Source organism: Streptomyces sp. NPDC088252, assembly GCF_044740965.1.
Lineage (GTDB): Bacteria > Actinomycetota > Actinomycetes > Streptomycetales > Streptomycetaceae > Streptomyces.
Genome location: NZ_JBIURS010000003.1, coordinates 21,306 through 42,538 on the forward strand (window position 1 = coordinate 21,306; position 21,233 = coordinate 42,538).

Annotated in this window: 19 protein-coding genes; 8 read left to right on the forward strand and 11 right to left on the reverse strand. The window is 71.3% G+C overall.

Going from position 1 to position 21,233, the window contains the following annotated elements:
• Positions 1 to 97 precede the first annotated feature (97 nt).
• From ACIOHC_RS06970 to ACIOHC_RS06995, 6 genes are all read right to left on the reverse strand, one after another.
• Positions 98 to 1,426 (reverse strand): lanthionine synthetase C family protein, encoded by a 1,329-nt coding sequence (locus ACIOHC_RS06970; protein WP_351077974.1) that lies wholly within the window; start codon positions 1,424 to 1,426, stop codon positions 98 to 100.
• Positions 1,423 to 4,596: a lantibiotic dehydratase gene (locus tag ACIOHC_RS06975; protein ID WP_401841797.1), complete on the reverse strand. Its 3,174-nt coding sequence runs from the start codon at positions 4,594 to 4,596 to the stop codon at positions 1,423 to 1,425. The genes ACIOHC_RS06970 and ACIOHC_RS06975 overlap by 4 nt, the downstream gene beginning before the upstream one ends.
• A 134-nt stretch (positions 4,597 to 4,730) precedes the next feature.
• Complete coding sequence (gene lanA / locus ACIOHC_RS06980; RefSeq protein WP_351077976.1) at positions 4,731 to 4,889, reverse strand: SCO0268 family class II lanthipeptide; 159 nt, start codon at positions 4,887 to 4,889, stop codon at positions 4,731 to 4,733.
• A gap of 472 nt (positions 4,890 to 5,361) precedes the next feature.
• Positions 5,362 to 6,189, reverse strand: a complete 828-nt coding sequence (locus ACIOHC_RS06985) for an alpha/beta hydrolase (protein ID WP_351077979.1) — start codon at positions 6,187 to 6,189, stop codon at positions 5,362 to 5,364.
• Between the two features lie 500 nt (positions 6,190 to 6,689).
• Positions 6,690 to 6,896, reverse strand: coding sequence for a DUF397 domain-containing protein (locus ACIOHC_RS06990; protein WP_401841801.1), 207 nt, complete (start codon positions 6,894 to 6,896; stop codon positions 6,690 to 6,692).
• Complete coding sequence (locus tag ACIOHC_RS06995; protein WP_401841802.1) at positions 6,893 to 7,765, reverse strand: helix-turn-helix domain-containing protein; 873 nt, start codon at positions 7,763 to 7,765, stop codon at positions 6,893 to 6,895. The genes ACIOHC_RS06990 and ACIOHC_RS06995 overlap by 4 nt, the downstream gene beginning before the upstream one ends.
• Positions 7,766 to 7,909: 144 nt before the next feature.
• Here ACIOHC_RS06995 and ACIOHC_RS07000 point away from each other — a divergent pair, with 144 nt between their 5' ends.
• From ACIOHC_RS07000 to ACIOHC_RS07025, 6 genes are all read left to right on the forward strand, one after another.
• Positions 7,910 to 8,329 (forward strand): ATP-binding protein, encoded by a 420-nt coding sequence (locus ACIOHC_RS07000; protein ID WP_401841805.1) that lies wholly within the window; start codon positions 7,910 to 7,912, stop codon positions 8,327 to 8,329.
• 303 nt (positions 8,330 to 8,632) lie between these two features.
• The gene (locus ACIOHC_RS07005) at positions 8,633 to 9,541 is read left to right on the forward strand and encodes a helix-turn-helix domain-containing protein (RefSeq protein ID WP_401841807.1); all 909 of its coding nucleotides are present in this window, start codon (positions 8,633 to 8,635) and stop codon (positions 9,539 to 9,541) included.
• Positions 9,542 to 9,660: 119 nt separating this feature from the next.
• Positions 9,661 to 10,260: an RNA polymerase sigma factor gene (locus ACIOHC_RS07010; RefSeq protein ID WP_351077991.1), complete on the forward strand. Its 600-nt coding sequence runs from the start codon at positions 9,661 to 9,663 to the stop codon at positions 10,258 to 10,260.
• On the forward strand, positions 10,248 to 11,207 hold the full coding sequence (locus ACIOHC_RS07015) for a CU044_5270 family protein (protein ID WP_365690031.1): 960 nt from the start codon (positions 10,248 to 10,250) through the stop codon (positions 11,205 to 11,207). Before ACIOHC_RS07010 ends, ACIOHC_RS07015 begins: the two co-directional genes overlap by 13 nt.
• 199 nt (positions 11,208 to 11,406) lie before the next feature.
• A complete protein-coding gene (gene coaA / locus ACIOHC_RS07020; RefSeq protein ID WP_401841810.1) occupies positions 11,407 to 12,402 on the forward strand; it encodes a type I pantothenate kinase in 996 nt (331 codons plus the stop codon).
• A gap of 45 nt (positions 12,403 to 12,447) precedes the next feature.
• A complete protein-coding gene (locus ACIOHC_RS07025) occupies positions 12,448 to 13,404 on the forward strand; it encodes a DUF389 domain-containing protein (protein WP_351078000.1) in 957 nt (318 codons plus the stop codon).
• A 189-nt stretch (positions 13,405 to 13,593) separates the two neighbouring features.
• Here the strand turns inward: ACIOHC_RS07025 and glmM are convergent, their stop codons facing one another.
• The 5 genes from glmM to ACIOHC_RS07050 form a co-directional block, all read right to left on the reverse strand.
• Positions 13,594 to 14,952, reverse strand: coding sequence for a phosphoglucosamine mutase (glmM, locus tag ACIOHC_RS07030; RefSeq protein ID WP_351078003.1), 1,359 nt, complete (start codon positions 14,950 to 14,952; stop codon positions 13,594 to 13,596).
• Positions 14,953 to 15,134: 182 nt separating this feature from the next.
• Positions 15,135 to 15,662, reverse strand: coding sequence for a 30S ribosomal protein S9 (rpsI, locus tag ACIOHC_RS07035; protein ID WP_351078005.1), 528 nt, complete (start codon positions 15,660 to 15,662; stop codon positions 15,135 to 15,137).
• A gap of 44 nt (positions 15,663 to 15,706) precedes the next feature.
• The gene (gene rplM / locus ACIOHC_RS07040; protein WP_351078008.1) at positions 15,707 to 16,150 is read right to left on the reverse strand and encodes a 50S ribosomal protein L13; all 444 of its coding nucleotides are present in this window, start codon (positions 16,148 to 16,150) and stop codon (positions 15,707 to 15,709) included.
• 280 nt (positions 16,151 to 16,430) lie between these two features.
• The gene (locus tag ACIOHC_RS07045) at positions 16,431 to 16,682 is read right to left on the reverse strand and encodes a hypothetical protein (protein WP_401841813.1); all 252 of its coding nucleotides are present in this window, start codon (positions 16,680 to 16,682) and stop codon (positions 16,431 to 16,433) included.
• 81 nt (positions 16,683 to 16,763) lie between these two features.
• Positions 16,764 to 18,392, reverse strand: a complete 1,629-nt coding sequence (locus tag ACIOHC_RS07050) for an ATP-binding cassette domain-containing protein (protein WP_351078084.1) — start codon at positions 18,390 to 18,392, stop codon at positions 16,764 to 16,766.
• Between the two features lie 58 nt (positions 18,393 to 18,450).
• Here ACIOHC_RS07050 and ACIOHC_RS07055 point away from each other — a divergent pair, with 58 nt between their 5' ends.
• Entirely contained in the window at positions 18,451 to 19,302 is an 852-nt protein-coding gene (locus ACIOHC_RS07055; protein WP_401841816.1) for a hypothetical protein, read from the forward strand.
• Between the two features lie 17 nt (positions 19,303 to 19,319).
• Positions 19,320 to 21,221 carry a hypothetical protein gene (locus tag ACIOHC_RS07060; protein WP_401841819.1) on the forward strand — a complete coding sequence of 634 codons (1,902 nt, stop codon included), beginning with the start codon at positions 19,320 to 19,322 and terminating at the stop codon, positions 21,219 to 21,221.
• Positions 21,222 to 21,233 lie beyond the last annotated feature (12 nt).

Consider the following 21,233-nt stretch of genomic DNA (forward strand, 5'->3'; position numbering starts at 1 on the left):
AAACAGAGCTCGTCCTGGACGCACTCGGGTGATGCGACAACGCGGCGAGGTGCCGTGCCGGGCGTCGCGAGCCGGTGAACCTCTCCGACCACAGCCCTCAGGCCAGCAGCAGCGGCATGTCCCAGTCCGAAGGCACGCCCCCGGCGGAGTACGCGTCCAGGGCCAGGGCCAGACCCGCCGCCCCGTCGAGGTATCCGGAGACGTCCGTCCCGAACGGCACCTTCGTCATGGTGAAGCGGTACCCGAAGGGCAGCTCCGGGTCGAAGGCGTCGACCAGTGGGGCCGCGATCCGGTCCCGGACCTCCTCGATCCGGGCGTCGGCGAAGTGCTCGTTGAGCCGCCCGAGCTGGTGCAGGGCACCCGCCCAGCCGTGGCACAGCGCGTTGTCGTCGATGTCCCACCGGTCCGGGGTCAGCGTCAGCAGCCGCTCCACGGACGCCTTCGCCGTGCCGGTCCAGTCCGCGCGGTCCAGTGCCAGCCCGGCCAGTTGCAGCGCACGGGAGACCGCGGGAGCGCCGTAGCACCAGGCGGGCCGTCCGGCGGGGGTGGTGAAGGCGTCGGGTCCGGCCAGCCACTCGTCGAGGCTCAGGTACGGGGGCCAGTACAGCCCGTGCTCGTCGCGCACCGCCCAGCGGGTGAGCAGCGCGACGCACGCCTCGATGGCCTCCCGCTGGTCCGGCACGCGGACCCCCTGCCGCCAGGCGAGCGAGAGCAGGGCGAGCGGCCCCGCGACACCGTGCGAGAGCCCGAGGTTGAGGTGGCCGTCGGGCAGTCGGTCCTCCGAGCCGATCCGGGGCGCGTCCAGGGCCCACCACCGCGGCACCTTGTGGCCGCGGTGTTCCACCTCCCCCCGCGCGAGGCGGGTCAGATAGCTGAGGGTGGCCTCCAGCTCCTCGCCGCAGGTCTCGGCGCGGGCCAGCAGGTAGCGGCCCACTCCCGTCATCCCGCGCACCACCTCGTAGTGCCCGATGGTGGGCAGTGGGGAGTTCTCCGGGACGGCGGGCAGTGCGGTGCGGACCAGGTCCCGCTGGTAGCCGTCGAGCCGCTGGAGCGCGGAGACGTAGCCGCCCGTGGCGCGATGGGCGAGCAGGACGGCGAAGGCGAGGGCGCCGGGCCCCTTGAAGATGCCGCTCGGGGTGGTGTCGCCGAGGGCCGCGGCCGAGGTGGCGGCGGCGAGGTACCCGTGCGCGCGGGCGGTGCGGTCGGTGCCGGGACGGGCGGCGCCGCTGAAGGCGATGGCCAGGCCGGGGCTGCCGCTGCCCAGGGTCATCTCGGCCCAGATCGCCTCGGTCTCGCCGGTGTCGTTGGCCTCGGCCGGGATCCGGGTCGCGGCCATGGTGGCGGCGGGGTCGGCCAGCCGGTCGAGGATCCGCTCCGAGACCTGCCCGGCGCGCTCGCGCAGTTCGGTTCGGTCGAGGGTGGTCATCGGGCGCTCCTGACGGCTGCGGCGGTGGACCGGGCCGCGTGTTCGCGGCGGGCGATGCGGGTGCGGGCGGCTCCGCGCAGGACCGCGTAGGCACGGGCCTCCGCCGCCTGGTCGATGCCGAACAGCCGGTTGTGCCGCATGTGCAGCAGCGACAGCACGGCCTCGTCGCGGTCGGCCTCCGAGGCGGCCAGCACCAGCTTTCCGTAGGCCGCCGGTTCGGGGGCGTCGGCCCACAGCTCCGCGAGCGCGGGGACACGGAGTTCGGCCGCGGCGCGGCGGGCTGTGTCGCCGGGGAGGTCTCCGGGACCGATCAGCCGGTCGGCCAGGGCGCGATGGCGCTGGTAGACCTCGTGGTCGGGGCCCTTGGTGAACATGTGGACCGCCCAGGCGCACCAGTCCCAGTCGCCGAGCGCGTCCAGCAGCACCGCGTGCCCGGCGGCCGCGAGGACGTCGTCGGGCACGGCCGCCGCCCCGGCGCGGCGCGCCCGGAGCTGGACCAGAGCGGACCGACTATCCGTCAGGAAGAGTCCTTCGACGGTCTCCTGAGCCGAGGGGCCGAGGTAGCGGTCGGTCTCGGGGCGGTACGCGTCCAGCGTCATCCCGCGTACCGCGCCGCTGTCGGTCAGCCGCCTGACATGCCGGGCGACGACGGGCAGGACCCGCCCGTTCAGCGCGGCCGGATCGCCGTGGAGACGCAGCCGCAGATGCGGGTCGGGGTCGCGGTAGCGGAGGAAGAACCAGCGGTCGATGTCCGCGCCGATGTCGGCCAGCAGCACGGGGAGATGTTCGGCGAGCAGGGTGTCGTGGGCGGCCTGCTCGGCGTACAGCTTGACGGTCAGCCAGTCCTCGCCGGGCAGGTGGAACGCCGTGGGCGCGTACCGGAGCGCGGACTTGGCGAGCGCCGGTGCGTCCTCCTGCGGCCGGTCGGCCGCCGGGGTGCGCGGGGCGCGGACGAGCGGGACGACGATCTCGGTGCTGTACCCGGAGTTCCAGCCGAGCCCGGCACCGTCCGCGGTGAGGTCCTCGTACAGCTGGAACCGGGGTTCCTCGGCGGTCAGTTCGGCGCGCAGCAGCCCCTGGTCCCACGGTTCGCGCAGATCGACCGGGAACATCTGGTCGTTGCGGGCGATCTGGATCCGGTCGGGCACCCGGCCCCGGCGGCGCCAGTCGCGCAGCCCCTCCTCCCACACGGCCGTGCTTCCCGAGCGTGCCGCGTCCATCAGGCGGCGCCCGGCGAGCCAGCGGCGCGGCGCGGTCAGCACGCGGCCGTAGCGGACGCGCGGGAGATACGGGAGGACGTCGAGCCCCGCCCAGTCCCAGCCGGACCAGACCCGGGGCCGGGCGGCGGCGAGGTCGGAGAGGAAGCGGGCGACGGGCGGGGCCTGCGCGTCGAGGGCCAGCATGTGCGGGAAGACGGGGACGACCTGACGGCCGGTCGGACCGTGCAGCAGTCGCAGTCCGTCCTCGCCCGCGGCTACCAGGAGGGTCCGCCAGTCCAGGCAGTGCGGGTCGCCGCGGTCGTCCGCGACGCCGACCGGTATGCGGTACGGCAGCAGCGGCGGCACCTGCACGATGTTCAGCGAGCGCGGGTCGGTCGGCATGATGTCGACCTGGGCCACGAGCACGTCCTCGTCGCCGGGCCCGGGAGCGGGGCCCGCGGCCAACTCGGTGAGTTCGTCGGTGAGTCCGGCGAGGGTGGCGAAGCGGCCCGCGGTCGCGCCGGCCGTCCACGAGCCGATGTGCGGACTGCCCAGCAGCAGGAACTCGCCCCGGTCGATGGCCTCCTGGCTGTCGGCGAGGATCTGGAAGCAGAGTTCCAGGGTGCGCGGCGCGCGGCCTTCCGGGGTGTGGCCGACGGCCTTGGCCAGACGTGCCACGTCCGCGTCGGTGAGTTCGATGTCGCCGCCGTCGAGGACGGCCTGCTGGAGGAGTTCGGCGATCGCGGCGCGGCGGGGACGGTCGGCGTCCTCGCCGGGGCCGGTGCGGGGGTGGGCCGGCGCGGAGGAGCCGTACTCGGGCGGCAGACCGAGGCCGCGGTGCGGGTCCACCAGGTCGGCGAGCGGGACGGCGGAGGCGGTGCCGTACCGCTCGATGAACCGGTCGCGGTAGTCCCGCATGTACGCGAGCGTGGTCCACTCAGGGGTCATCGCCCAGATCGCGGCGGCGTAGCGGCGCACCTCCTCGCCGATCGTCTCCGGCAGCACGATGTCGGCGGGCATCCGCAGGTCCACGTGGACGGGCGGCCGTCGGCCGCTGTCCGCGTCGTCGCCGTCCAGGGCGCGGACGGCGGCGAGCAGCGCCCGCCAGGAGTCCTGTCCCCGGCCGGGCGGGTCCGCCTCGTGGGCGCCGGCGGCGGCGCGGACGGCCCGCAGTCCTTCGGCGGCGCCCGGCACGGCCCCGTCGACGGCGGCCTCGACGCGGTCGAGGAGGGTGGCGTCGATGCGGTGCGGGGTGAGGGAGGTGAGCAGGAGGCCGTGCTGGACGAGACCGGCGAGGAGACCGTCGATGCGGCCCGGCTCGACGGACGGGAAGCGGGCGCCCAGGTCGTCGACGAGTGCCGCGTACGGGACGGGCCGCGCGGCGGCCTCGCGGACCACGGCGACCAGCGCGTTGTCCCGGACCGAGATCTCGCGCTGGCCGTTGTGCAGGGTGAGCCGGCCGTCGCGCCGGACGCACAGATCGTTGAGGACGACGTCGGTCCGGCGGCGGACCTCGGGGACGGCGAGCCAGTCGAGCACCCGGCGGTGCAGCCAGAGGCCGTCGAGCCGGACCGACACCTCGCCGGGGCCGGTGAGCGCGGCCTTGGCGGCGGGGCCGAAGGCGGCCCGGCCGACGCCCGCGAACAGGCCGAAGGGGGTGGGCCGGCCACCGGCGCGGCGTGCGTACCGGGTGAGCGTCCTGGCCGCGCTGAGGGTGCGTTTCCGGCCGAGGGCGGCGGCGCCCTCGGCGGTGGCGAGGCGCTGGAGGCTGAGCGAGAGACTTCCGCTGGCGACCTCGACGGCCTGGCGGAGCAGCGGGTCACCGGCCAGGCGGCGCAGCCCCGGCACGGGGTCGTCGGCGTCGATGCGGGCCTCGGCGCGGTCGCGCGGCGCACTCGCCATCCGCACGAGCACCGGCTCGCGGACCTCGAAGAGATCCAGGTCCAGGTCCGTTTCCAGGTCTGGTCGCACGTCGGCAGCCCCCCATGGTGCGGCGGTACGGGAAAGCGATGTGGTGGTACGGCGAGGCGGAGCGGGCCGAGCCCGCTCCGCCTCGCCTCACTTCAGTCGGTCCCGCGTCGGCCGATGCCGACGCATGTGCCGCGTCAGCAGCAGATCGGACAACGGGTGCCGATCGCGTAGCTGCTCGGCGAGGAGTACGTACCCGCGCCGAACTCCTGGGTGTCGTCGGACACCTCCGAGATGCGGAGGTCGAGGTCCAGGTCGGCGGAGACGTCGTTGGCGAGAATCATTTCGGTGCGCATGTGTACCCCCAAAGGGTCAGTGAAGCGAACAAATGATTGGAATACCTGAGTGCCTGTTCGGCTCTCTCGTGCTCACTTTTCACTGCGGCACCACTGATCGGGGAGCCCGTTTTCAGCCAACCGGAAGAACGACGAAACGGCCCCGCCCAGGCGACAAGAACGGGGCAGTACGGGCCCTCGCGCGCTCGGAACGACGGAATCCGACCCCGTGAACAGAAGCTTCTCCTGCCGCCCGCGCCACGTGATCAACGCCCCGGGTGGACTTCGGGGCCCGAAATCACGGCGTGGCAGGGTCCCACCCGTCACCATCCGGCCGCTCCGCACGGCTCGCCGCATATTCGGCGTGATATGACCCTTGCCGCTGCCACGCTTCACTGCATATCGGCAGAACTCGAAAAGATTGCGGATGGATTCGGCGGACCCCGCCGCGCACCCGGACATCCGGTGTTCAGCGCTTGAGGACATCTGGTGTTCAGCGCTTGAGGAACTCCAGGAGGTCCTTGTTGAACCTCTCCTTGTCGCCGGGGACAAGGGCGATGCCGTGGGAGCCTCCCTCGTAGACCTTGAGGGCCGCGTCCGGGATGAGCCGGGCGGACTTGCGGCCCGTGGCGTCGATGGGAACGACCTGGTCGTCGTCGCCGTGCACGACGAGCGTGGGGATGTCGAACTTCTTCAGGTCCTCATGGAAGTCCGTGGCCGCGAAGGCGTCGACGCAGGCGACGCCGCCCTGGACGGTCTCGGCCATGGCCATGTACCAGAAGGCGTCCTTGTTGCCCTGGGTGACCCTGCTGCCGCTGCGGTCGGCGCTGAAGAAGCCCACCGCGGTGTCCTTCCAGAACTGCGAGCGCTCGGCGAGGATGCCCTGTTTGATGCCGTCGAAGACCGACTGCGGCACGCCCTCGGGGTTGTCGGGGCCCTGGAGCATCAGCGGAGTGATCGCCGAGAGCAGCACCGCGGACCTGATCCGGCCGGTTCCGTGCCGGCCGATGTAGCGGGCGAGTTCGCCGCCGCCCATCGAGTGCGCGACCAGGGTGACGTCCCGCAGGTCCAATTGGGTGATCAGGTCGTCGAGGTCGTCGGCGAAGGTGTCGAAGTCGTAGCCGTCCCAGACCGGGGTGGAGCGGCCGTGACCGCGCCGGTCGTGGGCGATGCCTCGGAACCCGTTGTCCGCGACCACCTTGAGCTGGTCCTGCCAGGCGTCCCCGTTCAGGGGCCAGCCGTGGATGAAGACGACGGGGCGGCCTCGGCCCCAGTCCTTGTAGAAGATGTCGACACCGTCGCGCGTGATCACCGTGGGCATGCGTGCTGTCCTCTCAGGAGTACTGCCGGTCCCCCCGATCCAGCGTGCGGCCGGATACCCGGGCCGCAAATCGGAATCGTGGGGACCGGCGGGCCGCACACGTCGTTCCAGGCGTCCGGGCGCGGCACCATGCCACCTCGGGCAGGGCCGGACTCGCTCAGCGGCCACAGCGTCCGCACCGCATCTTCAGGGGCTTGGGACAGCGGGCTCAGGCGGGGCCTGACCCCGAGTCGTAAAGCAGGAACGGCGCATACTTTGAACCACTCCTGCTTCAGGAACTGATGGCCTTCACCTGTCGCCTCCTCGTCGGCAAGCCCCCGGGCGCACTCGCCTGTGGCATCGCAGCCGATCGGAACATCGCGGCAGCCCGCGCGAAGCCGAGGTGCGGGCCGGGGACGTTGTGCCTTCGGACGCCGCCCGGACGTTCCCTCCATGAACGGAGGCCCGCCCCGCTCCCCTGACAACCGGGAACGGGGCGGGCACGGGTGTGGGTGCGGTGGTCAGTTGCCGGAGGCGTACGTGACGAACTCCGCCCAGGCGCACGGCGCGAAGCCGAGGTGCGGGCCGGGGATGTTCTTGGAGTCGCGTACGTGGATCGTGCTTGCGGCCGCCGCTACCTCGACACATGCCGGGCCGTCGTTCGTGCTGTAGCTGCTCTTGAACCACGTCAGCCCGGAGGTGTCTCCGGCGGAGGGCTTGGCACTCATGTCTCTCCCAGCAGTTTCTCGATGAAGGTCCTTGAGAGCCGAGGCGTCAGCGCCTGGGCTCGGACCAGGCCGTAACGCATCTCAAGGATCTGAACTTCCTTGGGATCGGTGATCAGTCGACTGGTGAGCTGAACCTCGTTGTGTCCCACAGCCGTGCCGTCACTCAGCTTAAGCACTCGATGCGAGCCGGCCAGCCCCGCATGCTCCTCAGTGTTTGTCGGCATGACCTGGATCTCGACATGCCTCAACGCACTTAGTTCTAGCAGGTGTTCGAGCTGCCTGCGCAACACCATTCTGCCTCCGGTCGGCCGCCTCAGCGTGGCCTCTTCCTGGACGAACGTCAGCAGTGGGGCGGGGCATCTCTCAAAGAGCGACTGGCGGGCCATGCGCGCAGCCACCAGGCGGTCCACTTGATCCTCCGTGTACGCAGGGCGCCGCTCCTTGTACAGAGCACGGGCGTACTCCTCAGTCTGCAAGAGGCCTTCGACGACATCACCGGCATACGCGCCCATCTCGACCACGCCCGCCTCCAGCTTCGCCAGGTCACGAACCTTCTTCGGGTATCGCGCCTCCGCCACGTCCTGCTTCATCGCGGCGATCCTGCCGCCCGCGCCCAGGGCCTTGTCCGCCTTGTCCAGGAACTCCGGCTTGGGAATGCGTTTCCCGGCCTCCACCTTGTAGACCTGGTTCTCCCCGTAGCCGATCGCAGCGCCCAGGTCCGCCGCACGCAGGCCGGCCGCCTCACGCCACAACCGGATCTGCCGGCCGACCGCCGCGATCACCGCGCCCGAGTCGTCCTCGACGTCGAACTCCCAGTCAGGTCCGTCCGCCGTGTTGTCTCCGTTGCCCCGGTTGCCCTCGCCCGCCATACGACACCCGCCTCCACCCGTGCCCGCACCGTTTCGCGTTGGACGCCGTACCGGATGGACAGACCCGTACAACCACTGGACAGTCACTGTCCGTACGCACGTCATTGCTGTTCAGAGTAGGCATCTCCAGCCACGCTGAGTGACGTGAACCACAAAATCACCCAACCGCGTGCCCGCAGCGGACAGTTCGCCGTGCAGCTCTCCGCCACCCGTCGGGGTGCCCGACTCGCCAGGCTCCTCGCGACCGAGCAACTCCGGTCCTGGGGGCTGCCACTGGACGACGCCGGGCATGTCATCGCCGAGTTGGCCTCCAACGCCGCGCTGCACGGGTACGTGCCGGGGCGGGACTTCCGCATCATGCTGACCGTCACCGGGGACACGCTCCGTGTCGAGGTCGCCGACCCTCGCGGGGACACGCTGCCCCGCCTCCCGGAGCGGAACGACGACTCCGAGGCGGGGCGCGGGCTGTTGCTCGTCGAGGCGATCGCCATCCAGTGGGGCGTGCAGGTCGGCCCCTTCCCACGCAAGACCGTCTGGGCGGAGGTAGCCCTCACCGGATCGTGACAGTCGCGACCCGGTGGGCCACGTCCCGGTGAACCGCGACCTGGCGGGCCCCGACGTAAAAGGCTTTCAAGGCTTTGGAGAGAAAGAACCCTCCCAACCCAACCCCGACTCCTACCCCGGCCTCACCCAGGAGCACACGCGAGGCCCCGTCACCCACACGGGTGAGATCACCAACTCGACTGGCTTTCCGTCCGGTTGGCAGGCATATGCTCGCCCTCGCAACCCCAGACATGCGTCGGCCCCCGGCCGGGACTCGCAATCCCGATCGAGGGCCTGACCAGCGAGGAAGAGAAGAGCTTCCCGATGGATACCCAGCAGGTTAGCGCGCCCCCGCGCGCCCCGTCCCCCGTTTCCGGGCAAGCCACGCCGTCGTCCGGTGTCATGCACATCAACTCCCGCCACACCAGCCGCTTCACCGTGGTCGGCAACCACCTCGCCCAGCACCGCGAGCTCTCCCTCCTCGCGATCGGCCTCGCCACCCACATCCAGTCGCTGCCCACCGGGGCGGGGGTCGGGATCAAAACCCTCACCGAGCGCTTCCCGGAAAGCGAAGCCCGCATCGCCGCCGCACTACGCGAACTGGAAGCCCACGGCTACCTCAAACGCACCCGCGAACGCCTCCCCGACGGCCGCGTCATCACCCGCACCTGCTCCTACAACCAGCCGGGCTCCAGCAAGGCCCACCCCGTCCCCGTGCCCGAACGGCGCCCCAAGCCCACCCACCCTGCTCCGACTCCGGCCCCGGCCCTGGTGTCCGCAGCCCCCGTACCCCTGCGACCCGAGCAGCCACGCCACGTCCCCGCCCCCACCGCACCCAAGCCCCCACTCCCACCGCTCCCCCAACCGGACACCCCTCTCCCCCGACGCCACCACGCCGCCCTCGCCCTCCTCACCGGCCTCCACCGCAGTACACCCCAACTCGCCCTGGCCGAACGGGACATCCACACCCTCGCCCCCGCCGTCGCCACCTGGTTCGAACGCGGCTCCACACCCACCGCCCTCCGCCACGCACTCACCACCAACCTCCCCCACCCCCTCAAACACCCCGCCAAACTCCTCCGCCACCGCCTCACCCACCTCCTCCCGCCGCCGACCATCCCCACCTACCAGCCCATCCCGCTCCAGAACTGCAACCACTGCGACCGCGCCTTCCGCTCCCCCACCCCCGGAAACTGCCGCGACTGCGAGAGCGGGCTGTCGCTCCTGGAGTAGCCACGGGCGGCCGGTTCCCTCGCGCCCCGGACCCGGGCACCGCGTCACGTGCGAACCTTTCCGTGCCCTGCGGGGAACAAGGGGTGACACGCTCACCCACCGAGTCCACAGGAGCCGATGTGACCGGACCGCCGGCCAGTCCCGACGACGACGCCGAGCTCGTCGCGCAGTCGCTGGAGGAGCCCGAGATCTTCGCCGGGCTCTACGACCGCCACGCGCCCGACATCCACCGCTATGCCGTCCGCCGCCTCGGGGAGGGCGCGGCGGACGACATCACGGCGGAGACCTTCCTCATCGCGTTCCGCTCCCGGCGTCGTTACGACCGCACGCGCCGCAGCGCCCGCCCCTGGCTGTACGGCATCGCCGCGAACCTCATCGGCAAGCAACGGCGTGGCGAGGAGAGGGCTCTGCGAGCCCTGGCCCGTACCGGGCAGGACCCGGTGGCCGCTTCCTGGAGCGACCGCTGCGACGACCGGATCTCCGCGCAGGGGCCGCTGGCCGGGGCACTCGCCGCGCTGTCTCCCGGCGACCGTCATGTGCTGCTGCTCGTCGCGTGGGCCGACCTCGGATACCAGGAGGTCGCCGAGGCGCTCGGCATCCCTCTCGGCACCGTGCGGTCCCGACTCAATCGCGCCCGCCGCAAGGTACGTGAGGCGCTGTGCATGGATCCCTCGTTCACGCCCGACGTCATGGAGCTGACCCCGTCATGGACGAAATGACCCGGCTGCGGGAGCTGCGCGCGGACGCGCCTGTTCCCGACCGTTCCGCACTCGCCCCGGGCCGGCTGCGACTCACAGAGACCATCGCCTCGGGCCGCCGTGCCCGCCGACTGAAGGCAGACTGGCGGGTCGCCGCGTTCGGCGCGGCAGCGGCGATCACCGTGGCGGCCGTGCTCGGCACCCAGCTCGTCGACGCCGCCGCCCCCGACCGCTCCGGACCCGCCTCGACGACCGGCACCCTGCGGCTGGACAGCCCCGCCGAGGTGCTGAACCGGGCCGCCGACGCACTGGAGAAGCAGCGGGCCGCCCCGGAACCGCGCGACGACCAGTGGATCTACACGAAGACGGTGATGGCCCGGCCGGACAACCTGCCCGAGGGCAGCTTCTCGCACGACTCCGACAACTGGGTCCTGTACGACAACTCCGCCGCGGCCAGGAACGGGAAGGACGACGACTACCGCACGTCCCGCCAGGTCTACCGCGCCGCCGACGAACTGCCCGACGATCCGGCCCGTCTCCTGGCGAAGGTCCGTTCGTTCTATCCGACGGGCCACCCCCCCGAGAGCCTGCCCGAGCCCGAGGCCGTGCACAGCTTCCGCGCGATGGGGCTGATCATCGAGGCCTACCCGATCACGCCCCGTGCCCTCGCCCGCGTCTACCGGGCGCTGGCCACCGTCCCCGGGGTACGCGTCACCGACCACCTGGTGAAGGACGCGGCCGGGCGCGAGGTCATCGCCATCACCCGGGAGGAGGACGGCACGCACCAGCAACGCGAGATCCTCATCGACCCGACCACCTTCGGTTACGCCGGACAGCGGTTCGTGGTCACCGAGGACTACACGTTCCGGCTCAAACTGCCGCCGGAGAAATTCAAGGCCGGTCAGATCACGCTGAGCGAAGCCCGGGTCGAGGCCGCCGTCGTCGACGCCAAGGGCGAGAAGCCCTGACACGACCGGGAGCTCGAACCCGGGAACCGGGAACGGGGCCTGCGAGCCGGGAGCCGAGCACGGACGTGGGAGCGTGTCCGGGAACCGGGTCCGGTGTCCGCCACAGGGGTGCGGACACCGGGCCCCGCCTCCCGCCCGCCGTACCCCACGTGACCGAGCCCACCCCCCGCTCCGTTCGAACTCCCGCAACAATGAACATGTGATCACTTCGCCGCCACGAAGCACCCACCGCCGTGCCGAGCACGCGGCGACGCCGTACGTCGATCTGTCGCGCGCCGAGTGGAGCGCCCTGCGCGACAAGACGCCGTTGCCGCTGACCGCCGACGAGGTGGAGCAGTTGCGCGGGCTCGGGGACGTGATCGACCTCGACGAGGTCCGGGACGTCTATCTGCCGCTCTCCCGGCTGCTCAACCTCTATGTCCAGGCCACCTCGGGCCTGCGCGGCGCCCTGAACACCTTCCTCGGGGACGCGGGCAACGGCCACGGGGCGCAGCGCGGCACCCCGTTCGTCATAGGGGTCGCGGGCAGTGTCGCGGTCGGCAAGTCCACCAGTGCCCGCATCCTCCAGGCGCTGCTGGCCCGCTGGCCCGAACATCCCCGGGTGGAACTCGTCACCACGGACGGCTTCCTGCTGCCGATGAACGAGCTGAAGGCGCGCGGGCTGATGTCGCGCAAGGGGTTCCCCGAGTCGTACGACCGCCGGGCGCTGACGCGTTTCGTCGCCGACATCAAGGCCGGCAAGGACGAAGTGACGGCGCCCGTCTACTCGCATCTGATCTACGACATCGTGCCGGGCGAGCGGCTCACCGTGCGCCGCCCCGACATCCTGATCGTCGAGGGGCTGAACGTGCTCCAGCCCGCGCTGCCCGGCAAGGACGGACGGACCAGGGTCGGGCTTGCCGACTACTTCGACTTCAGCGTGTACGTGGACGCGCGCACCGAGGACATCGAGGCCTGGTATCTCAACCGGTTCCGGAGGCTGCGCGAGACGGCGTTCCAGAACCCGTTCTCGTACTTCCGCAAGTACACCCAGGTCTCCGAGGAGGAGGCCATGGAGTACGCGGCGACGATGTGGCGGACCATCAACAAACCCAACCTGGTGGAGAATGTCGCGCCCACCCGGGGCCGTGCCACCCTGGTACTGCGCAAGGGTCCGGACCACAAGGTCCAGCGGCTGTCCCTGCGCAAGCTCTGAGAGCCCGACAGGCTCCGAGACGTCGAGCCCTCCAGGAGTGTCCGCGTGCTGCACCTGCGCCTGATCGTCCCCGCCGACCGTACGGACGAGGTGGTGCACCTGGTGGAGACCACCGTCGGGACGACGCATCTCGTGGTGATGTCCGGGGTCGCCCGGAACCCGGCGGGCGACGTGGTGCTGTGCGACGTGGCCCGTGAGGCGGGCGACGAGCTGATCTCCGCACTGCGCGGCCTCGGCATCGACAAGTCGGGTTCGATCACCGTCGAGAACATGGACCTGACACTCTCCGCGCACGCCGACGAGGCGGAGGCGGCGGCGCCGGGCGAGGGCGCGGACGCGGTGCTGTGGGAGGAGCTGACGGAGGCGACCCATGAGGAGTCGACCTTCAGCGTCACCTACGTGTCGTTCCTCGCGGTCGCGACGATGCTCGCGGCCTGCGGTGTGATGCTCGACAACGCGATCCTGATCGTGGGCGCCATGGCGGTCGGTCCGGAGTTCGGGCCGCTGGCCGGGATCTCCACGGCCCTGGTGCAGCGCGCCCCGCGGCTGGTGTGGCGGTCGTTGGTGGCGCTGATCGGCGGCTTCGCCGTCGCGATGATACTGACCGCCGGGTTCGCCTGGCTGATGGATGCCTTCGGGCTGTTCACCCGCGCGATGGTCGAGGCGGACCGTCCCAATACCTCGTTCATCTGGAAACCGGACCCACTGTCGTTCGTGGTGGCGTTCCTGGCCGGGATCGCCGGAACGCTCTCGCTCACCTCGGCGAAGTCCGGGGCGCTGATCGGGGTCGCGATCTCCGTGACGACGGTGCCGGCGGCGGCCAACGCGGCGGTGGCGTTCAGCTACACCGACTACGGCCAGATGTGGGGCTCGGCGGCCCAGCTGCTGGCGAACCTCGGCGGAATCGTGGTCGCGGGGACGCTGACGCTGCTGCTCCAGAAGGCCCTGTGGGCGGCGCACCGCCGCCGGACGGGCCAGGTGACGCGCTCGTCGGGCGGGTAGCGCGGACGACACGGGCGAACCGGTCGGCACCGGCGGGCCCGGTCGGCGGACGGACGGGTGTCCCGCCGCCGGATCGGGGCCGGACAGGGCGCACCGGCCTCGGCCGTGCTCCACCGGAGAGGCCCCAGGGGCTTTCGCTCGGATCCTGCCGGGCTCGCCCGGAGCCCGGCAGGATCGAAACGAGAGGCCTTAGCCGAGCGCGGACTTCACCACGTCGGCCAGCCGCTCGGCGACGGCGCGTGCCTGTTCGATGTCGGCCGCCTCGACCATGACCCGTACCAGCGGCTCCGTACCCGACTGGCGCAGCAGTACGCGCCCGGTGGAGCCCAGCTCGCGCTCGGCCTCGGCGACCGCCGCGGCCAGCTCCGGAGAGGTGTCCACCCGGGACTTGTCGACATCGGGGACGTTGATCAGCAGCTGCGGCAGGCGCTGCATGACCCCGGCCAGCTCGGCGAGCGTACGGCCGGTCGCGGCGACGCGGGCCGCCAGCAGCAGGCCGGTCAGCGTGCCGTCGCCGGTCGTGGCGTGATCCAGGACGATGACATGGCCGGACTGCTCGCCGCCCAGCGCGTAGCCCTCGGCCTTCATCGACTCCAGTACGTAACGGTCGCCGACGGCGGTCTGGACGAGCTGAATGCCCTCCCGCTCCATCGCGATCTTGAAGCCGAGGTTGGACATGACCGTGCCGACCACGGTGTCCTTGCGCAGGTGCCCGGCCTCGCGCATGGCGAGGGCGAGCACGGCCAGGATCTGGTCTCCGTCGACCTCCTCGCCCGTGGCGTCCACGGCGAGGCAGCGGTCGGCGTCGCCGTCGTGTGCGATGCCGAGGTCGGCGCCGTGCTCGACCACGGCGGCCTTCAGGAGGTCCAGGTGGGTGGAGCCGCAGCCGTCGTTGATGTTCAGACCGTCCGGCTCGGCACCGATCGTGACGACCTCGGCACCCGCTCGCGTGAACGCCTCGGGCGAGACCCGGGCGGCGGCGCCGTGCGCCTCGTCGAGGACGACCTTCAGACCGTCGAGCCGGTTCGGGAGGACGGCGACGAGGTGGGCGACGTAGCGGTCGAAGCCCTCGGCGTAGTCGGTGACCCGGCCGACCCCGGCGCCCGTCGGACGCGTCCAGGGCTCACCGGTGCGGTGCTGCTCGTAGACCGTCTCGATCCGGTCCTCCAGCTCGTCGGCGAGCTTGTGGCCGCCGCGGGCGAAGAACTTGACACCGTTGTCCGGCATGGCGTTGTGGCTGGCGGAGAGCATCACTCCGAGATCGGCGCCCAGCGCGCCGGTGAGGTGCGCCACCGCGGGGGTGGGCAGCACACCGACCCGCAGGACGTCCACGCCCGCACTGGCGAGGCCTGCCACGACGGCGGCCTCCAGGAACTCTCCGGACGCACGTGGGTCACGCCCCACCACGGCTGTCGGCCGATGCCCCTCAAAGGTGCCCGCCTCGGCGAGCACATGCGCCGCAGCGACCGACAGGCCGAGCGCGAGCTCAGCCGTCAGGTCCGCGTTGGCGACACCGCGCACACCGTCCGTGCCGAAGAGTCGTCCCACTGGTGTCCTCCGAAGATGCTCCGAAACCGCAAACCAAACCAAAGCAACACAACGCGACGCTGTGTATACAGGCCTATGAACGTCTTATGCCGTTATACGCCCGAGCGCGCCGATAAACGAACGCCCCGGCAAGCACGAGGTGTGCCGCCGGGGCGAACGTGTAAAGCAGATGAGCAGGCGGTTTAGCGCTTGCTGTACTGCGGAGCCTTACGGGCCTTCTTGAGACCGGCCTTCTTGCGCTCGACCGCACGGTCGTCGCGGGAGAGGAAGCCGGCCTTCTTCAGCGTCGGGCGGTTGTTGTCGACGTCCGCCTCGTTCAGCGCACGGGCCACGCCGAGGCGCAGGGCACCGGCCTGACCCGAGACGCCGCCGCCCGAGATGCGGGCGATGACGTCGTAGCGGTTGTCGAGCTCAAGCACCTTGAAGGGCTCGTTGACTTCCTGCTGGTGCACCTTGTTGGGGAAGTAGTCCTCAAGGGTGCGCCCGTTGATCTTCCACTTGCCGGTGCCCGGAACGATCCGGACGCGGGCGATGGCGTTCTTCCGACGGCCAAGGCCGGCGGCGGGCTGCGGGTCGCCGAAGCGGGACGCCAGCGACTCGCTGGTGTACTCGCCCTCGACGGGAACCTCGGACTCGAAGGTGGTCACCTCGGCGAAAACCTCTTCGCCCTCGACGCCCTCGACGGGGTTCTCAACAGTGGTCTCGGCCACGATTCTCCTCAGATCTTTCTTTTGGTCTTAGGGGGAGGCCGGAACTACTGCGCGACCTGGGTGATCTCGAACGGGACCGGCTGCTGAGCAGCGTGCGGGTGCTGGTCGCCCGCGTAGACCTTGAGCTTCGAGAGCATCTGACGGCCCAGGCTGTTCTTGGGGATCATGCCCTTGATGGCCTTCTCGACAGCCTTCTCGGGGTTCTTGTCGAGCAGCTCGTCGTAGCGGACGGAGCGGAGACCACCCGGGAACCCGGAGTGGCGGTACGCCATCTTCTGGGTCTTCTTGTTGCCGGAGAGGTGAACCTTCTCGGCGTTGATGATGATGACGAAGTCGCCCATGTCCATGTGGGGGGCGTAAATCGCCTTGTGCTTGCCGCGGAGGAGGTTCGCAGCCGTGGTGGCCAGACGGCCCAGGACGATGTCCTGCGCGTCGATGATGTGCCACTGGCGCGTCACATCGCCGGGCTTGGGGCTGTACGTACGCACGGTCGTAGCCTTCGCTTCTTCAGTGAGTGAGTCCTGACAAGGCCACCCGGACGATCACACCAGCCTTGGCGGCGCTGCGGGGACGCAACCCGAGTACCTGCCGCTGGTCATCGGCCCGGTGGACCGGCGTAAGGGCCCCTCGCGTGAGAACGACCAAGCCAATACGCATAACAAACCAGAAGAATACCGTCGCTCCCCCGCGCGGGTCAAAACAGCCCCCGAGCCCCGGCCCTGCCGGGGTTTCGGGAACCTGGGAGCCCGGGGTTCAGGCGCCCCGGGATCAGGCCTTCGTCGCCACGAACAGGTCCTCGGCGACCTCGGCCGTCAACGACCGGTCCAGCCACTCGCCCGGCACGTCCGGATCGGAACACGAGACGACCCGCTCACGCACCTGCTCCGACACCGCGATCCCCCGCTTGGAAAGAATCCGCAGGATGTCCTCGGCACGCCCCTCGGCACGCAGCCGCTCAGACGTCTCCGAGCGGAAGAATCCGGTGCATCGCCTCGTGTGATGAGCCGACCATGCGGCCACGCTAGGGACGCGGCCTCGGACGTGCGGGCCCTTCACGGAGCGCTCACCCGGACGGGTGAGCGCCGGCTCGGGCGCCCCGCCCTACCGCACCCGCTCCACCCTCCGCTCGTCCCACACGGGCTCCGTCGTCTCGCGCACGACACCGTCCGAGCCGAACACGAGGTACCGGTCGAAGGACTTCGCGAACCACCGGTCGTGCGTGACGGCCATCACCGTCCCCTCGTACGCCTCCAGCCCGTCCTGCAGGGCCTCCGCCGACTCCAGGTCCAGGTTGTCCGTCGGCTCGTCCAGCAGCAGCGCGGTCGTGCCGGCCAGCTCCAGGAGCAGGATCTGGAACCGCGCCTGCTGCCCGCCGGACAGCTTCTCGAACGGCTGGTCGCCCTGCCGCTCCAGCTCGTAGCGCCGCAGCACGGACATCGCCCCGCCCCGGTCCTTGGCGTGCTCGGTCCACAGGATCTCGACGAGTGTGTGGCCCAGCAGCTCGGGATGGGCATGCGTCTGGGCGAAGTGACCCGGTACGACGCGCGCCCCGAGCTTCCACTCCCCCTTGTGCGCCACCGGCTCGCCCGCGAGCAGCCGCAGGAAGTGCGACTTCCCCGAACCGTTCGAGCCCAGGACGGCCACCCGCTCCCCGTAGAAGATCTCCAGGTCGAAGGGTTTCATCAGCCCGGTGAGCTCCAGGCCCTTGCAGGTCACCGCCCGCACACCGGTCCGCCCGCCGCGCAGCCGCATCCTGATGTCCTGCTCGCGCGGCGGCTCCGGCGGGGGCCCGGCGTCCTCGAACTTCTTGAAGCGGGTCTGCATCGCGCGGTAGCGGGACGCCATGTCGGGGCTGATCGCCGCCTGCTGCCGCAGCCGGTGGACCAGCGCCTTCAGCCGGGCGTGCTCCTCCTCCCAGCGCCGCAGAAGCTCCTCGAACCGGGCGAACCGGTCCTTGCGAGCCTGGTGGTACGTGTCGAAGCCGGCGCCGTGCACCCACACGTCGCTGCCCGCCGGGCTCGGCTCGACACTGACGATCTTCTCGGCCGCCCTGGACAGCAGCTCCCGGTCGTGGGAGACGAAGAGGACCGTCTTACGGGTCTCCTTCAGCCTCTCCTCCAGCCACCGCTTTCCGGGAACGTCGAGGTAGTTGTCCGGCTCGTCGAGCAGCAGCACCTCGTCCGGCCCGCGCAGCAGCGCCTCCAGCACCAGCCGCTTCTGCTCACCGCCGGACAGTGTGCGCACCTCGCGCCACTGCGCCTTCTCGTACGGGACACCGAGCGCGGCCGTGGTGCACATGTCCCAGACGGTCTCGGCCTCGTACCCGCGGGCCTCCGCCCAGTCGCTCAGGGCCTGCGCGTACTTCATCTGCGCGGCCTCGTCGTCGACGGTGAGGATCAGTTCCTCCGCCTCGTCGACGGCCAGGGCGGCCTCCCGGATGCGGGGCTGGGCGACGGAGACCAGCAGGTCCCGGACCGTGCGCTCGTCCCGCACGGAGCCCACGAACTGCTGCATCACCCCGAGCCCGCCGCTCACCGAAACGGAGCCGCCGTGCGGCTGGAGCTCCCCGGCGAGCAGTCTCAGCAGCGTCGTCTTCCCGGCGCCGTTCGCCCCCACGAGGGCGACCACCGCCCCGTCCGCGACCCGGAACGAAGCATCGCCGAGCAGCACCCGCCCGTCCGGTAGGTAGTACTCCAGATGGCCCGCTTCAAGATGTCCCATGCACAGCATTGTCACGGGCCGCGAAGCCCTGGCCCAACCGGTTTACGTTGCGTCTAGGATTCGCCGCATGAGCTTTGGGCAAGGGGGGCCCTCCTGGGGGCCCGGAGGCACACAGACTCCGGACTGGGCAGCGCTGGCCGACGAGTCCGCCGCGCGCAACCGCCGCAAGAAGTGGCTGCTGATCGGCGGAGGCGTGCTCGCCACCGCCGCGGTCGGCGCGATCGTGGCCACCGCGGTCATCTCGACCAACAAGAACAGCTCCACCAACTCCGGCAAGCACGCGAGCGAGCTCCCGGCACCGTCCGACCTGCCGAACGACACCGCCGAGCCCGAGCCGTCCTTCTCCTCGGTGGCACCGCCGCCCCCGCCCGACCCGAAGGACTACATATCCGACGCCAGGAAGGACAAGGCGCCGATCACCGCCGACGCGTTCTTCCCCGGCAGGAAACTGACGATGGGCGACCGCGTCTACGTCAAGGGCGCGACGCAGCAGACGAAGAACTGCGCCGCGACCACCAAGGGCGCGCTCGGCTCGATCCTCACCAGCAACGGCTGCGACCAGGTCATCCGGGCCACGTACAGCAAGGACGGCGTCGCCGTCACCGTCGGCCTCGCGGTCTTCGGCACGGAGGCACAGGCCAAGAGGGCGGCCCAGCAGTCCAGCGGCAGCGTCGCGCCCCTGAGCGGCGCGGGCGTGCCGTCCTTCTGCCCCGCCGGATCGTTCTGCCGCCGTACCGCCAACTCCTACGGCCGCTACGCCTACTTCGCCATCAGCGGGTTCACCAGCGGCAAGAACGTCACCACGGCGGACAAGAACGTCTACGCCACCGGCGACGACCTGACGAACTTCACGTTCCGTCAGATCCGGTACCGGGGCGAGCTCCAGGCCTCCGCGGCGGCCACCGCACCCGCCGGCTGACACGGTCCGGGGATCCCGTGCGCCTTCCGTTCCTCCTCACCCTTCCCCGTGTGCTGCGCCACAGCGCGGCCATCGGCGCCGACCTGCCCCCGGACGAGGCCGTGGTCCTCGAAGCCCCGGACGCCGCGCTCCGCGCCGCCCTGACCTCGGCCACCGAGGGCGACCACGGCCCCGCGCGCGAGTTGCTCGCCGCGACCCGTGAGCACGCCCAGTGGGAGCTGCGGGACGGTTACGTGTCCCGGCTCGCCGCGGCCGCCCTGCACAACCCCGGCTGGCTGGACGCCTGGCTGGCCGGATCCCCCGAGGACCCGGACGCGGCCCTGATCAAGGCGGACCTCTGTATCGACCGGGCCTGGGAGATGCGTACGGCACAGCGCGCCAGGCATGTCTCGCGCGACCGGTTCCAGGCCTTCTTCGCGCTGCTGGAGGACGCGGCGCCGGTGATCGGCAGGGCCGCCGGACTCAACCCCGCCGACCCCGTGCCGTGGCGCGTCGCCCTGACCCACGCCAGGGGCAGCCAGGCCCCGCGCCATGTCTTCGACGACTACTGGGCCCAGGCCCTGGCACGCGACCCGCACCACTACGGATGCCACGCCGAGGCGCTCCGGTACCGGTGCGCGAAGTGGTCGGGCTCGCACGAGGAGATGTTCGGCTTCGCCGAGGGCGCGGCCGACACGGCCCCGCCCGGTTCGAAGCTGCACGCGCTGCCGCTGACCGCGGCGCTGGAGTACGTGATCGCCGCCCCGGCCGCACCGGCCGGTCCCGACCCGTACGAGCCCCGCGTCACGGCGGCGATCACCCGCGCCCTGGACCTCTCCGCCGCGTACGGACCGGGCAGCCGCGAGGCGGCGGGCTTCCGTAACCACCTGGCCCTGATGCTGCTGCGCACGGAGCGCTGGGACGAGGCACTGGAGGTCTTCCGCAGCATCGGCGTCCACGCCACCAGATTCCCCTGGGCGTACTTCGGCGACGACCCGCGCCAGGAGTTCCTGGACACCCGCTCGGGCGTCCGGGTCCACGTGGCGACCAGGACCCCGTTCTTCGGCCGTCCCCCGCGGTCCCGTACCGCCACCGCAGCCGCCCCCGCCTGGACACCGGGCGCTCCGTGCGCGGTCGCGATAGCGGCCGCCCGCCCGGCCGAGGTGGCGCAGGCGGCCCTGATGTGCGGCGTCTCGCTCCGCACCGCCCCGGCGACCGCCACACACACCTACGTCGAGGCCGTCCCGGAGGCCCGGCCCGCCAAACGCTCGGTCCTCTCCACGGAGGACCCGCTGACCACGGCGGCGGACAACTTCACCACCGGTGAGAAGTGGCCCACGCTGGTCCTGCGCCGCACACCCGAACGCTGTGGGCTCACCCTGTTCCTCAAGGGCAGGCCCCTGGCCACCCACGAGTGGAACACCGCGTCCCCGGCCCCCGATCACGCCGTGGTCACCGCCACGGCCGAAGCCCTCTCCCGCGCCTTCGCCGTCAAGGACCCCCGCCCACTGACCCACATCCTCCGCTCCACCGGCAACCCGGCCCGCCACCAGTCGGACCTTCTGGCGGCCCTGTCCCTGCCCCCGCTGCCCCCGGGCTTCGGCGACCGCCAGGAGGTTCTCGACACCCTCCCCGACGCCAGGGTCCTCGCCCGCCGCGGCCTGCTGTCCGGCATGCGCTCCACGATGACCACCCAGGACGGCGAACACCCGTCGGCCCCGGACAGCCACGAACCCCGCCCGCCGCGTTGGTGGCTGCTCCGCGTCCTGGGCCTGCTGCTGTTCACCGCGGCCACGGTCCACGCCTGGTCGGCCCCGGACATCGGCCCGCTCCGCGCGACGCTGCCCACGCTCGCGGCCCTGCTCCTGGCGGGCCGGCTGACGGGGGCCTGGCGACAGCGACGCCGGGCGCACGCCGGAGCCGCAACAGCCCCGGAGTGAGCGGGGACCACG